This window comes from Pseudomonas ceruminis (assembly GCF_021602025.1).
In the GTDB taxonomy this organism is placed as follows: Bacteria; Pseudomonadota; Gammaproteobacteria; order Pseudomonadales; family Pseudomonadaceae; genus Aquipseudomonas; species Aquipseudomonas ceruminis.
Genome location: NZ_BQHW01000002.1, coordinates 1 through 12,988 on the forward strand (window position 1 = coordinate 1; position 12,988 = coordinate 12,988).

Sequence of the window (12,988 nt, forward strand, 5' to 3'; positions counted from 1 at the left end):
CACCCGACCTCGTCAGACATTGGGCTGGAAATTCCCTGTTGAAGTGTTGACGGATCATCTGCAACTGCTGGCAACCAATCGGCTCAACATTATCAACTGACTGTTGCACTTGGAACCTGAGGCCGCCCTCCATTCCCATCTGTACCGGTCACGTTCGCCAAACATGGGCCGTGCGGAGGTTGGCAGTGACGACAATCAAAGATCTCCTCTTACCCTTGGCCAGCCGCTGGCCGACTGCCATGAGTCGATGCAAGGCAGCGGTGCAGGAGCTAGCGGCCCACCATCAAGAAATCAAACATTTGCCTGAGCTAGTCGCAGCCTGAGGCTTCAATTAAATGGGCACTTTAGTGAGAATTTGCCGTTTGGTCGGATAGACAGCCCAAATCCCTAGCGCCTTGGGTGGCGCGTCGGCAAGGTGAACAATGGTTCGATTCCTACCTGTCAGTGCCCCCGGCCAACACTTTACCAGATGCACTCAGTCTCAAACCCGAGGAACAAGATGCAAAACCACCGAAGCTGCTCAATAGCTAGGGAGCATCACTTCCTAATAAGTCTTAGCAACCACTCAGCCGCCTTGAACCCGAAATGCGTAATTACAAGCAGACCCGCAACAGCTGTCATAGCCGCTATTAGCCCCAAAATTTTTGTCCACTGATCATCGAAACTGATTCCGGCAAGCTTGGCCACCGGCTGGACTAGCTCAGGGGAGAGCGCCGCTGAAGCAATGACTCCAAAAATGATCGTTATGCGCCTAGTGAACGATTCGGACGCCATCTTTTCATCCAGCTCTAGAGACTTCTTCACAGTTTCAACTTTTTTATGAAACATCTTATTGAGCATCGAGAGATGAGCACCTTGCTGAATTTCTTCAATATAGCCAGCCACCTCACCATATTTATAGAGCGAATACAGCGACTCTTCGAACCTCAAAACTTGCAATTCAACGCGAGTAACCTCCGTCGATTTCTTGCACCCATCCAAAGCCGATGAAGCATACGCATAAAAAATTAGCATCATATGGGCAACCTCATTCAAAATCTGGATATCTGAGGTCAGATTATCAAACGTATAGCTCTCACTCTCATCTATGAATCTTGAAACCTTCAAGGACGACAAGATCAAAGACACTGGCTCTGAGTAAAAACTATTGAAATCATCAAAGCATCTTAAGTCACTAAGCTGTGTCGGCTGCCCAAACGAGCCTCCAGATAAATCAGCCCGAATCATAACGCTATTCACAAAACCCTCATGAGCAGACCAATTCTCTTCTGCGGCCTCCTTCTGATCCGTGTGCGTGAGAACGCCTATCAGAGGTTTTCCATACCAATACCTACAAACCGGCGGGTCGAATTTACGGACATGAAACCAATTCACCTTCGACTTTACACTTCCGCTGAAAATTGACCGCGCAACTACAGACAAAATATGTCTAGCAAGGTCGGTCAGAGTAAACTGATCTGTGTGAACAAGCTCATAAAGCGTCAAATTTTCATCTAAAAAATCCATTGAACATGGAGAATTTAGCGAAGAATCAATCATGCTCCTGAATTCTTTTTTCTGCGCCTTACGTTCCCCAAAAGAAAGCTGAGAAATTTGGCACTCCGTAAGCGCCGCATGCAGTGACTTAACGCAAAGCACCGAATTCAAATTAGCTAATGATTTATTCACCTCACCGAACACTACCTTGTCAGAGGTCAACTCTTCAAAGCCGAAGACAGCATCCAAAGTAACAGAGATAAATCCATCGCTCGAAATTTTCAAGTGCGGAATGAACAAGTCATACCCTTCAACAGCTTCAGCCTGAATAGCTATGGGTCGTAAGTAGATACGCACACTCTCTGACGGAAAGCCAAACATCCCATTAAATAGCTTGCGCTCCGAAAGCAAGAGACTTAATGCCTGCATGAACGAATAGCGTACTGAGTCTTGGCCATTAGCATGCATGAATGCCTTATGACCATCGACCGTCATGCCCATTCCTTGGATATCACTTTTGATGTTTAAATCCTTCGCCTTAATGCGCCCTTGATCTTTAAAAAAGATCGTCCCTCTGTTATCCAGGGCAAATGAAAAAGCGTCAGACCGCACTAGAATTTTGCATATCTCAGCAAGATTTGATGAGCAGTCCAGCTTGGAGGAGTACAGATACGAAGACTTTCCCGAATAAACGGTCTCTTCAATACCATCACCCCCATCACTTTCTGGTTCGTGAACTTCTGCCGGTTCCATATCCGTTCTCACATTATCAACTCACACAGCCCGCCGGTCAGAGCATTTCTCGGTCAAAGCAGTCCGTGACGACGCGCATATTCAGCCAGCCTGCGGTACTCTGCACTATCAGCTAAGCGCGCCTGCGCCTGAATAATCTCTTCCAAACATGGGCGAAGATCAGGAGATAGCCAAGCTTGATCGTCCACCACCGCCGCCAGCAGACGCAATGCATCCGCTGGGAACGCTGTGCATAGTCCCGACTCGCGTAGCCTATGCACGGCATAATGCATATGCTCTGTGAGGACCAGCCAATCGTAGACGGCGTCCAAGGCAGCAGGGAATTCGTTCCCAGCCGCAATGGACATTCGGATCAAAGACTCAGCGATGATAGGTGTCACTAGCTCTTGAGATTTTGGCCAAACATGTTGCCAGAAGGGCAAAATCCGATTCTGCCAGTACTCCTCCCGTTGCTCCCCTGCCCCCTCCAGCGCTTGCGAAAGGGATTGTGCAGAATCTTGTAAAGCCTTCAAAGGAAAAGCGGCAAAAGCTAGACGGAATTCCTCAGAGCTATATCCTTCAAGGGGGCCTAGTGTAGTGGTCAACTCATCCCGGACACGGTTTTGAGTTTTTCTTCAGCTTTCGCCGGAGCCAGTCCATCGTTGAAGTGATGGGGGCGGATCCAGTTGTAGTGGCCCATCAGGTACTGGCCAATGTCTCGTTGAGCTTGCTGCCCGGTCAGGTAGCCCGTGGTCGGTATCCACTCTGATTTCAAGCTGCGAAATACTCGCTCCATCGGCGCATTATCCCAGCAGTTGCCTCGGCGGCTCATGCTCTGGCGCATGCGGTAGCGCCACAGTCTCTGGCGGAACTGACGACTGCCATATTGCGATCCCTGGTCGGAGTGAAACAGTAGTCCTTGAGGCTTTCCGCGTTGTTCGTAAGCCACGTCCAGCGCTATGAGCACGAGGTCTGCGTTCGGCTTTTCTGATAAGGCCCAGCCCACCACTCTGCGTGCATAGAGATCCAGGACAACTGCCAGATAGTGCCATTTGCCCTGTGCCCAGACATAGGTAAGGTCGCCACACCAAACCTCATTTGGCGCTTCGACATCAAACGCTCGGTTCAAGATATTCGGAATATCTGGCCGCTCCACTGTGGCCTTTTTGTACGCATGTGATCCTGGCTGCTTGCTGATCAACGCCAGCTCACGCATCAGACTGCGGACCTTGAACCGCCCGATTTGTGCACCCTCTTCTTGCAGCATTGCCTTGATGCTACGGCTGCCGGGCGCACTTCGCCCTCGCGTGAACAACTCATTCACTCGACTGCGCAACCGCAGACGTTCAACGTTCGGAGTTCGCCTTCTATGACGATGTGCGTAGTAACTCGAGCGAGTGACTTCAAACATTTCGCACAAACAATCAACGGGCTCATGGTCGCTGAGCTGGCGGATCAGCGCGTACGCTCGAGATCTTCCGACATCAAGAGCGCGGTAGCCTTTTTTAGTATCGATTTCTCGCGTTCAAGGCGCGTGATCCGGGCTTCCAACTCTTGGATTTTTTGCTGCTCTGGCGTCAGCGCTTTGCTGGCCGGCGTGAGGCCGCCGCGCTCCTGCTGAAGCTGATTAACCCATCGGCGCAGGGCCGACTCGCCCAAGCCGAGCGAACGGGCCGCTTCGGCATCGCTGTAGCCTTGATCGAGCACCAGGCAGGCGGCTTCGCGCTTGAACTCAGGGGTAAACGTACGGCGTTGCTTGGTCATCGGACACCTCTCTGTGGCGAGCATTCTCGCCTAAGTGGGTGTCCGGAATCATTAGACCACTACATGCGCCGCCAGCTGTCAGGCTCACGCAGCCAAATCGTAGGTTTACGCTATTTCAACGTTTACGGTCCCCGCGAGCAGCACAAAGGTGCGATGGCGTCTGTGGCCCTTCACTGCTTCAACCAATGCCAGGCCCATGGCAAGGTGAGCCTTTTCGGCAGCTATGGGGATTACCCAAGCGGTGGCCACCTGCGTGATTTCGTCTCGGTGGATGATGTGGTCAAGGTCAATCTGTTCTTCCTCGATCGACCACACTTGAGCGGCATCTTCAATGTCGGCAGCGGCCGCGCCCAGGCCTTCAATGACGTTGCCCTTGCAGTGATCAACAGGCTACGAGAGCACCAGGGTTTACCCCAGCTGACCCTCGAAGCGGCCTTGCTTGAGGGCATACTGGAATACAGCGAGTTTCCCGATCATCTGCGCGGCAAGTACCAGTGCTACACCTGTGCTGACCTGGGGCGTTTGCGCAACGCCGGTTTCGAGGCGGCGACGTTGACCGTCGAGCAAGGTGTGGCCCGTTACTGTGATTGGCTACAGCGTATTCAAAGCCCTCCACCCAGGCATGCGGCGGCGGCCTGAGGAAGATGTAAGCGTTGTCCGCGTGGGCTTATCGCGCCCTGCCGAAACGGCTAATTATTAGCTTGATCTATAACTATGCTAAATGAATATTTAGTTTAGTTATATTCAGGCCACCTCAGACCAACCCGCCAAACCGCTTGTAAAAGCTCTCGTTGACGTCCGGTAACGGCCCATCTGCAGTTTCCAGTGCGGCGTTCAACCATGTTTCGGCTTTGGCGCATACGAGTCGATACAAGTTACGGCACAGCTGCCGCGCCGCCCTGCCTTCCCAGTCTCCGGGCAGCAGCTCGTCCGGCAGTTGCGGATCGCGCAGCAGCAGCCTGCGGTACTCGTGGATCAGCAAGGTGCGTGCAAGGAAGCAGTCCTGGGCGTCGAGCTCTTCCTGCTCTTTCAAGCCTTGCCACAACGGGCGGAACAGCTGGATGAACTCGCTGTACTGCTGCCCCAGCTCGTCGATCCGCCAGCTTTCTCGCACCTGTGCGCGCATGGCTTTGGAGGCCAGCACTTCCTGGGTATGGGTTTCGAACACGATGCTATCGTCGCCCGCTTCCAGTTCCCGCAAGGTCGCGGCCAGGTCGGCACGGTCTGCCCGTGGGCAACCGAGCACGTTCGGGGCCATGGCACCGAAGCCCTGCCATTCCAGCTCTTCACGCACCGCTTTACGCTTGCCGGCCTCAAGTTGCGACAGCAAAACCAGGGTCCAGGCGCCGTCCCAGGCCGGTTGGCTTGGGCTGTACACGCGCTTGAAGGCTTTTTCAAAGCGTCGCCGCCCGGTACCGGTCAGGCTGTAATAGCTGCGTCGGCCAACCTTTTCTGCAGTCAGCCAGCCTTCTTTGGTCAGGCGGAAAATCGATGTGCGGATCAGCCGCTCGTTGATACCGATCGGCTCCAGCAGGTTGATCAAGCTGCCGAGCCAGACCGTGCCGCCATGGGGTTCGATAGCATCCCCGTACAGGGTGATGATCAGCGAACTGGCGCGGATCGGCGTCTGCTCCTGGAAGCGGGTGATCAGGTTGTTCAGCGGGGCGAGGTTGCTCATGAAGGAACTGTGCGCGGATAAAGCCCCGACTATACCTGTGCGACGGGCCGCCTGGCCATTATGTGCGGCAGGAAGGTTCATGCGCCCTCCTCACCTTTGGGCCGCAAGCCGCCGTCCCCCATTCGTGGGCGCTGAGCCTCGGCCTCGGTCAATGGCGGGCACTCCACCATGCTGGCCATGCAGCGTTGGCTGAGGTGTTGGTATTCAGCGGTGCCGCGCTGTTTCCAACTGAGCTCCTGGTCCGTCAGCGGGCGCTTGGCCACGGCCGGGGTACCCATTACCAGGCTTTGTTCCGGGCAGTGGAAGCCAGCCTTGACGAACGCCGTGGCGCCGACGATGCAGCGTGGCGCGATGTGGGCACCGTCCATCACCACGGCATTCATGCCGATCAGCGCATCTTCGCCCACGCGACAACCGTGCAGTACCGCACCGTGCCCAACATGGCCGTTTCGCTCTATCACCGTGTCGCCTCCAGGGAAGCCATGCATCACGCAGGTGTCCTGCAGGTTGGCGCCCTCTTCCAGGACGATCCGCCCGAAGTCCCCACGCAATGACGCCAATGGGCCCACATAACAACCGGGGCCAACGATGACATCACCAATCAGCACGGCGCTAGGGTGAACATAGGCGGTCGGGTGGATGACTGGAGTCAGGCCGTCGAGGCGATAGCAAGGCATTATAAATTCCTCAATATTTTATCGTTGTGACAAATTCTGTATCGCAACATAGCACTGCGTCAAACCCCGAAAATGCTCTGCAAATCCTGAATTACTTAGCGGGTCAAGGAATCACATCCAGGGAAACAGATACCAATACTGTACATCACTATTGATTTCCCGTATCACAAAGTGCTTATACTGATCCCACCTGGGCACGGTCACCCGTTGCCTCTGCAGACAATTCCAAGAAATGCCGGCCATGTGATGTGCCGTGCGTGCAGCCTGAGGAACCCAGCATGCCTCGTTATCTAGAAGTGCAGGCGCCGGAGCACGGCGTTCGGCTCGTTACACTGCAACGGCCAGAGGCACTCAACGCCCTGTGCACTGACCTGCTGGCAGAGCTTGCCACTGCACTGGAAGACGCCGAACGCGATGAACACACCCGCGCAGTGGTCGTCACAGGTAACCGTAAAGCGTTTGCCGCCGGGGCTGATATTCGAGAAATGGCCGCGTGCGACCTGGTCGGCATCCTCAACGACCCACGCGTCGCCCATTGGCAGCGCATCGCCGCATTCTCCAAGCCCCTGATTGCTGCCGTGAACGGCTACGCCCTGGGCGGAGGGTGCGAACTGGTGATGTGCGCCGACATCGTCATCGCGGGTGAGGATGCCCGTTTTGGCCAGCCAGAGATCAATCTTGGCATCATCCCCGGCGCCGGCGGCACTCAGCGCCTGCTGCGTGCGGTAGGTAAGCCCTTGGCCATGCAGATGGTGCTGACCGGCGAAGCCATCAGCGCCCGGCATGCCCTACAGGCCGGCCTGGTCAGCGAGATCACCCAACCCGAACTGACGGTCGAGCGTGCTACCCAGGTCGCCCGCAGCATCGCTGCCAAGGCGCCACTGGCCGTGCGCCTGGCTAAAGAAGCGCTGCTCAAGGCCGGCGATACCGACCTGGCCAGCGGCCTGCGCTTCGAACGTCACGCCTTCACCCTGCTGGCCGGCACCGCCGACCGTGATGAAGGCATCCGTGCCTTCCAGGAAAAACGCCCGGCCCAGTTCAAAGGCCGCTGACCTGCCCTTCCCTTCGACTGACGGAGCGAGTCTGTCATGACTTTCGAGCACATCCTGTTTTCCATCGAGGACGGCGTTGCCCTCCTCTCGCTGAACCGACCCGAGCAGCTGAACAGCTTCAATGCATCAATGCATTTGGAGGTGCGCGAGGCACTCAAGCAAGTGCGCCAGGGCAGCGATGCCCGCGTGCTATTGCTAACCGGTGAGGGCCGCGGTTTCTGCGCAGGCCAGGATCTTTCCGACCGTAACGTGGCCCCTGGTGCGGTCATGCCTGACCTGGGCGAGTCCATTGATAAATTCTACAACCCGCTGGTGCGCACCTTGCGCGACCTGCCAATGCCAGTGATCTGCGCTGTCAATGGTGTAGCCGCAGGTGCCGGCGCGAATATCCCGCTGGCCTGCGACCTGGTACTGGCCGCTCGTTCGGCGTCGTTCATCCAGGCGTTCTGCAAGATCGGCCTGGTCCCGGATTCTGGCGGCACCTGGCAGCTACCGCGCCTGGTGGGCATGGCACGGGCCAAGGCTCTGGCATTGCTCGGCGAGCGCCTGAGCGCAGAACAGGCCGAGCGCTGGGGGCTGATCCACCGCGTGGTGGACGATGCCGAGTTGCGCGATGAAGCCCTTGCCCTCGCCCGTCACCTAGCGCGCCAGCCCACCTACGGTCTGGCCCTGATCAAACGCAGCCTCAACGCGAGCTTCGACAACAGCTTCGACCAGCAGCTGGAACTGGAGCGTGACCTGCAGCGTTTGGCCGGGCGCAGTGAGGATTATCGCGAAGGGGTGAGCGCGTTCATGGGCAAGCGTACCCCCGAATTCAAGGGGCACTGACATGGGCGCACTGGATAACAACGCGCTGGTGGCAGTGATCGGCGCGGGTGCCATGGGCGCCGGTATCGCCCAGGTGGCGGCCCAGGCCGGGCACCCGGTCAAGCTCTACGACAACCGCCCCGGTGCAGCGGCACAGGCCGTGGCGGGCATCGACCGTCAGCTCGGGCGCCTGGTGGAAAAAGGCAGGCTGCAGCCCGAGGCTCGCGAGGCTATCACTGCACGCTTGCAGCCAGTGGAGGCGATCGAGGCCCTCACCGATGCCTGCTTGGTCATCGAGGCCATCGTCGAGAACCTGCAGGTCAAGCAGGCCCTGCTGCTGCAGCTCGAAACGCTCTGCGCCCCACACTGCATTCTGGCCAGCAATACCTCGTCGCTGTCGATCACGAGCCTGGCCGCGGGCCTGCAACGGCCGCAGCAGGTGGTGGGCATGCATTTCTTCAACCCAGCCCCGTTGATGGCCCTGGTGGAAATCGTCCGCGGGCTGGCCACCGCGCCAGCCGTTGCCGCGCAGCTTTATGAAACCGCCAAGGCCTGGGGCAAGCAGCCCGTGCAGACCCGTTCCACACCAGGCTTCATTGTCAACCGCGTGGCCCGGCCGTTCTATGCCGAAAGCCTGCGCCTGCTGCAGGAAGGCGCGGCCGACTGCGCCACGCTCGATGCACTGCTGCGCGATGCCGGCGGGTTTCGCATGGGCGCCTTCGAGCTCACCGACCTCATCGGCCATGACGTCAACTACGCGGTCACCTGCTCGGTGTTCGACGCCTTCTATGGTGACTTCCGCTTCCAACCGTCACTGGTGCAAAAAGAACTGGTCGATGCCGGGCGCCTGGGCCGCAAGAGTGGCCAGGGCTTCTATAGCTACGCCGAAGGCGCGCAGCGCCCGCACGCAGATGAGCTGCAAAGCCAGGCCACAGTGGAGTGCTGCGTGGTCGAGGGCAACCTGGGCGTGCTGCAGCCGCTGGCCGAGCGCTTGCGCGACAACGGGGTAGCCGTCAGCGAGCGTGCCGGCCTGGGCCTGATCCAGGTCGGCGACGCGACCCTGGCTCTGTCCGATGGCCGCCTGGCTAGCCAGCGCGCCCGAGAGGACGGCCTGCGCAACCTGGTATTGGTCGACCTTGCCCTGGATTACCGCAGTGCTTCACGCATTGCCGTCAGTTGGTCTGCCGATACCACGAGCCTGGCTCGCGACCAGGCGGTGGCGTTGCTGCAGCGCGCCGGCCTCCGGGTGTCGGCCATCGCCGACCTGCCTGGGCTGGTTGTGTTGCGGACCGTGGCCATGCTCGCCAACGAAGCCGCTGACGCACTGTTGCAGGGTGTCGGCAGCGCTGCCGACATCGACCTGGCCATGTGTGCCGGGGTCAATTACCCGCTCGGCCCGCTCGCCTGGGCCGAACAGCTTGGGCTTGGCTACACGCTACGCGTGCTGGAAAACCTCCAGCGCAGCTACGGCGAGAGCCGCTATCGCCCTTCCCTGCTGCTGCGCCGTTGCGATGCCCAAGGAGCCCGCCTGCATGAATGACCCGCAACCTACCCCTGACGCGCTGGCCCAGGCCTGCGTCGATGCGCTGTTTTCCCGCGACCAGGCCAGCCAGGCCCTGGGCATCGAGCTGCTCGACGCCGGCGCTGGCCGGGCGCGCCTGCGCATGGCGGTGCGAGCCGACATGCTCCAAGGCCACGGTACCTGCCACGGTGGTTTTCTTTTCGCCCTGGCCGACTCTGCCTTCGCCTTTGCCTGCAACAGCTACGACCAGGCGACTGTCGCCCTGGGTTGCAGCATTGACTACGTAGCGCCCGCACTGCGCGGGGACGTGCTGACCGCACGTGCGTCCGAACTCAGCCGCAAAGGCCGTACCGGGCTCTACGACGTACGCATTGAAAACCAGCGCGGCGAGCTGATCGCCCTGTTCCACGGCAAATCCTACAAAGTGCGCGGGACGGTGCTCGCGCAGGAGACCCCAGATGACTGAACACACCCCCTTCGACGCGCTGATCATCGACGCCGTGCGAACGCCCATCGGCCGTTACGGCGGGGCCTTGAGCAGCGTGCGTGCCGACGACCTGGCGGCGGTGCCGATCAAGGCCTTGATCGAGCGCCACCCCCAACTGGACTGGCAAGCCATCGATGACGTGATCCTCGGCTGCGCCAACCAGGCCGGTGAAGACAACCGCAACGTAGCACGCATGGCCGTCTTGCTGGCCGGCCTGCCGGTCAACGTGCCGGGCACTACCCTCAATCGCTTGTGCGGTTCCGGGATGGACGCCATCGGCAATGCCGCCCGTGCGCTGCGCTGCGGCGAGGCCGGCCTGATGCTGGCAGGCGGCGTAGAGTCGATGTCGCGCGCGCCCTTTGTCATGGGCAAGTCCGAGCAGGCTTTTGGCCGCAGCGCTGAGCTGTTCGACACCACCATCGGCTGGCGTTTCGTTAATACGTTGATGCACACCGAGTACGGCACCGATTCCATGCCCGAGACCGCAGAAAACGTTGCTGAGCAATTTGCCATCTCCCGCGCTGACCAGGATGCCTTCGCCCTGCGCAGCCAGCACAAGGCTGCTGCTGCCCAGGCGCGCGGGCGGCTGGCCCGTGAAATCGTGCCGGTGACGATTGCCCAGCGTAAAGGCCCGGCCCTTCGTGTCGAGCACGATGAACACCCGCGTGCCGATACCACGCTTGAACAATTGGCCAGGCTTGGCACGCCGTTTCGCCAGGGCGGTAGCGTTACGGCAGGCAACGCCTCTGGGGTCAACGACGGTGCCTGCGCCCTGTTGCTGGCCAGCAGCCAGGCAGCACGCCGCCATGGCCTCAAGGCGCGGGGGCGGATCGTCGGCATGGCGGTGGCCGGTGTCGATCCACGCATCATGGGCATCGGCCCGGTGCCGGCGACGCACAAGGTGCTGGAGCTGACCGGCCTGGCGCTGGCAGACATGGATGTCATCGAGCTCAACGAGGCGTTCGCGGCTCAAGGCCTGGCCGTGCTGCGTGAACTGGGCCTGGCCGACGACGACCCGCGGGTCAACCCCAACGGTGGCGCCATTGCCCTGGGCCACCCGCTGGGCATGAGCGGTGCGCGGCTGGTGACCACCGCGCTGCATGAGCTGGAAGAAACGGCCGGACGCTATGCCCTGTGCACCATGTGCATCGGCGTTGGCCAAGGTATCGCCATGGTCATTGAGCGCCTCTGACCAACGGCTTGTTACTGAACGCGACGCCGCCCGTTATGCTGCGTCCATGACACTCACGACGCGCGCTTTGCACAAGCGCGTGCCGGTCTACAAGAACAATTCGAGTGAAGCCATGAACATGTACCATGATGCCGATCGTGCCCTGCTGGACCCGATGGAAACCGCCAGTATCGACGCTCTGCGCCAGCACCAACTGGAGCGTTTGCGCTGGAGCCTGAAACACGCCTACGACCACGTGCCGCTATACCGCAAGCGTTTCGACGAATGCGGCGCTCACCCGGACGACCTGAAGTCCCTCGACGACCTGGCGAGGTTCCCCTTCACTGGCAAGAACGACCTGCGCGACAACTACCCCTACGGCATGTTTGCCGTGCCCCAGCAAGAGGTTGTGCGCCTGCACGCCTCCAGCGGCACCACCGGCAAGCCGACGGTGGTCGGTTATACCCAGAACGACATCGATACCTGGGCCAATGTGGTTGCCCGCTCGATCAGGGCCGCGGGTGGACGCAAGGGCGACAAGGTGCATGTGTCCTACGGTTATGGCCTGTTCACTGGCGGTCTGGGTGCCCACTACGGTGCCGAGCGCCTGGGGTGCACGGTCATTCCCATGTCCGGCGGGCAGACCGAGAAACAGGTGCAGCTGATACGCGACTTTCAGCCGGACATCATCATGGTCACCCCGTCCTATATGCTCAACCTGGCCGACGAGATTGAGCGTCAGGGTATAGACCCACAGGACCTCAAGCTGCGCCTGGGCATCTTTGGTGCCGAGCCATGGACCGACGAGTTGCGCCGCTCCATCGAACAGCGCCTGGGCATCGATGCCCTGGATATCTACGGCCTGTCTGAAATCATGGGCCCAGGCGTGGCCATGGAATGCCTCGAGAGCAAGGATGGCCCGACCATCTGGGAGGACCACTTCTACCCCGAAATCATCGACCCGCTGACCGGCGCGGTATTGCCCGATGGGCAATTGGGCGAACTGGTGTTCACTTCGCTGAGCAAGGAGGCGCTGCCGATGGTGCGATACCGCACCCGCGATCTCACACGCCTGCTGCCGGGCACCGCGCGCCCCATGCGGCGCATCGGCAAGATCACCGGGCGCAGCGACGACATGCTGATCATCCGTGGGGTCAACGTGTTCCCGACTCAAATCGAGGAACAAGTGCTAAAAATAAAACAGCTTTCTGAGCTATACGAGATTCATCTGTATCGCAATGGCAACTTGGACAGTGTCGAGGTGCACGTGGAATTGCGGGGTGAGTGCCAAGGGCTGGACGACAGCCAGCGCAAGCTGCTCACTGGCGAATTGACCAAACAGATCAAAACCTACATCGGCATCAGCACCCAGGTGCGACTGCAGCCCTGCGGCACGCTCAAGCGCTCCGAAGGCAAGGCGTGCCACGTCTATGACAAACGGTTGGCCAGCTGACGTTTCAGCTGTTTTTAAGGCCCTGGCTTAGCCAGGGCTTTTTTTTGCCTGGGACCCGCGCTCCGTCAACACAGCATGTGATACACAAATCTTATTTGATACACATAAAACTGTTTGACGTTATGTTTTGTATCGCTTACAAATGACTCATGCCTTAGCAGGAGTCGGA

Annotated in this window: 11 protein-coding genes and 1 pseudogene; 7 read left to right on the plus strand and 5 right to left on the minus strand. The window is 59.1% G+C overall.

Annotated elements, in window-relative coordinates:
- Window positions 1–537: 537 nt before the first annotated feature.
- The 3 genes from L6D80_RS02250 to L6D80_RS02260 all read right to left on the minus strand — a co-directional run bounded on the left by L6D80_RS02250 (window position 538) and on the right by L6D80_RS02260 (window position 3,972).
- Complete coding sequence (locus L6D80_RS02250) at window positions 538–2,229, minus strand: hypothetical protein (protein WP_176516436.1); 1,692 nt, start codon at window positions 2,227–2,229, stop codon at window positions 538–540.
- A 53-nt stretch (window positions 2,230–2,282) separates the two neighbouring features.
- On the minus strand, window positions 2,283–2,813 hold the full coding sequence (locus L6D80_RS02255) for a hypothetical protein (RefSeq protein ID WP_223849155.1): 531 nt from the start codon (window positions 2,811–2,813) through the stop codon (window positions 2,283–2,285).
- A protein-coding gene (locus tag L6D80_RS02260) for an IS3 family transposase (protein WP_176516437.1) occupies window positions 2,810–3,972 on the minus strand; the annotation gives its coding sequence in 2 pieces (ribosomal slippage) (window positions 2,810–3,717 and window positions 3,717–3,972; 1,164 coding nt in all). The genes L6D80_RS02255 and L6D80_RS02260 overlap by 4 nt, the downstream gene beginning before the upstream one ends.
- A 54-nt stretch (window positions 3,973–4,026) precedes the next feature.
- Between L6D80_RS02260 and L6D80_RS02265 the strand changes: the two are divergent.
- Window positions 4,027–4,611: pseudogene (locus L6D80_RS02265) on the plus strand (NAD-dependent epimerase/dehydratase family protein); the annotation flags it as partial.
- Between the two features lie 115 nt (window positions 4,612–4,726).
- Here the strand turns inward: L6D80_RS02265 and paaX are convergent.
- Both paaX and paaY read right to left on the minus strand, forming a co-directional pair.
- Complete coding sequence (gene paaX / locus L6D80_RS02270) at window positions 4,727–5,650, minus strand: phenylacetic acid degradation operon negative regulatory protein PaaX (RefSeq protein ID WP_176516439.1); 924 nt, start codon at window positions 5,648–5,650, stop codon at window positions 4,727–4,729.
- Window positions 5,651–5,727: 77 nt separating this feature from the next.
- Window positions 5,728–6,327, minus strand: coding sequence for a phenylacetic acid degradation protein PaaY (gene paaY / locus L6D80_RS02275; protein ID WP_054902505.1), 600 nt, complete (start codon window positions 6,325–6,327; stop codon window positions 5,728–5,730).
- Window positions 6,328–6,605: 278 nt separating this feature from the next.
- On the opposite strand from paaY, the gene paaF reads away from it, so the two are divergent.
- The 6 genes from paaF (at window position 6,606) to paaK (ending at window position 12,819) form a co-directional block, all read left to right on the plus strand.
- Window positions 6,606–7,379 carry a 2,3-dehydroadipyl-CoA hydratase PaaF gene (gene paaF / locus L6D80_RS02280; RefSeq protein WP_176516442.1) on the plus strand — a complete coding sequence of 258 codons (774 nt, stop codon included), beginning with the start codon at window positions 6,606–6,608 and terminating at the stop codon, window positions 7,377–7,379.
- A 36-nt stretch (window positions 7,380–7,415) separates the two neighbouring features.
- A complete protein-coding gene (paaG, locus tag L6D80_RS02285) occupies window positions 7,416–8,207 on the plus strand; it encodes a 2-(1,2-epoxy-1,2-dihydrophenyl)acetyl-CoA isomerase PaaG (protein ID WP_176516444.1) in 792 nt (263 codons plus the stop codon).
- 1 nt (window position 8,208) lies between these two features.
- Complete coding sequence (gene paaH, locus L6D80_RS02290) at window positions 8,209–9,726, plus strand: 3-hydroxyacyl-CoA dehydrogenase PaaH (protein ID WP_182387619.1); 1,518 nt, start codon at window positions 8,209–8,211, stop codon at window positions 9,724–9,726.
- Window positions 9,719–10,174 carry a hydroxyphenylacetyl-CoA thioesterase PaaI gene (gene paaI / locus L6D80_RS02295; protein WP_176513871.1) on the plus strand — a complete coding sequence of 152 codons (456 nt, stop codon included), beginning with the start codon at window positions 9,719–9,721 and terminating at the stop codon, window positions 10,172–10,174. The genes paaH and paaI overlap by 8 nt, the downstream gene beginning before the upstream one ends.
- Entirely contained in the window at window positions 10,167–11,387 is a 1,221-nt protein-coding gene (pcaF, locus tag L6D80_RS02300) for a 3-oxoadipyl-CoA thiolase (protein ID WP_176513873.1), read from the plus strand. The genes paaI and pcaF overlap by 8 nt, the downstream gene beginning before the upstream one ends.
- 112 nt (window positions 11,388–11,499) lie before the next feature.
- Window positions 11,500–12,819, plus strand: a complete 1,320-nt coding sequence (gene paaK, locus L6D80_RS02305; protein WP_176514313.1) for a phenylacetate--CoA ligase PaaK — start codon at window positions 11,500–11,502, stop codon at window positions 12,817–12,819.
- Window positions 12,820–12,988 lie beyond the last annotated feature (169 nt).

Bases quoted from the DNA above. Each gene is read 5' to 3' on its own strand.
- L6D80_RS02250 (WP_176516436.1), bottom strand. From the start codon at position 2,229: ATGGAACCGGCAGAAGTTCACGAACCAGAAAGTGATGGGGGTGATGGT.
- paaX (WP_176516439.1), bottom strand. From the start codon at position 5,650: ATGAGCAACCTCGCCCCGCTGAACAACCTGATCACCCGCTTCCAGGAG.
- paaY (WP_054902505.1), bottom strand. From the start codon at position 6,327: ATGCCTTGCTATCGCCTCGACGGCCTGACTCCAGTCATCCACCCGACC.
- paaF (WP_176516442.1), top strand. From the start codon at position 6,606: ATGCCTCGTTATCTAGAAGTGCAGGCGCCGGAGCACGGCGTTCGGCTC.
- paaG (WP_176516444.1), top strand. From the start codon at position 7,416: ATGACTTTCGAGCACATCCTGTTTTCCATCGAGGACGGCGTTGCCCTC.
- paaH (WP_182387619.1), top strand. From the start codon at position 8,209: ATGGGCGCACTGGATAACAACGCGCTGGTGGCAGTGATCGGCGCGGGT.
- paaI (WP_176513871.1), top strand. From the start codon at position 9,719: ATGAATGACCCGCAACCTACCCCTGACGCGCTGGCCCAGGCCTGCGTC.
- pcaF (WP_176513873.1), top strand. From the start codon at position 10,167: ATGACTGAACACACCCCCTTCGACGCGCTGATCATCGACGCCGTGCGA.
- paaK (WP_176514313.1), top strand. From the start codon at position 11,500: ATGAACATGTACCATGATGCCGATCGTGCCCTGCTGGACCCGATGGAA.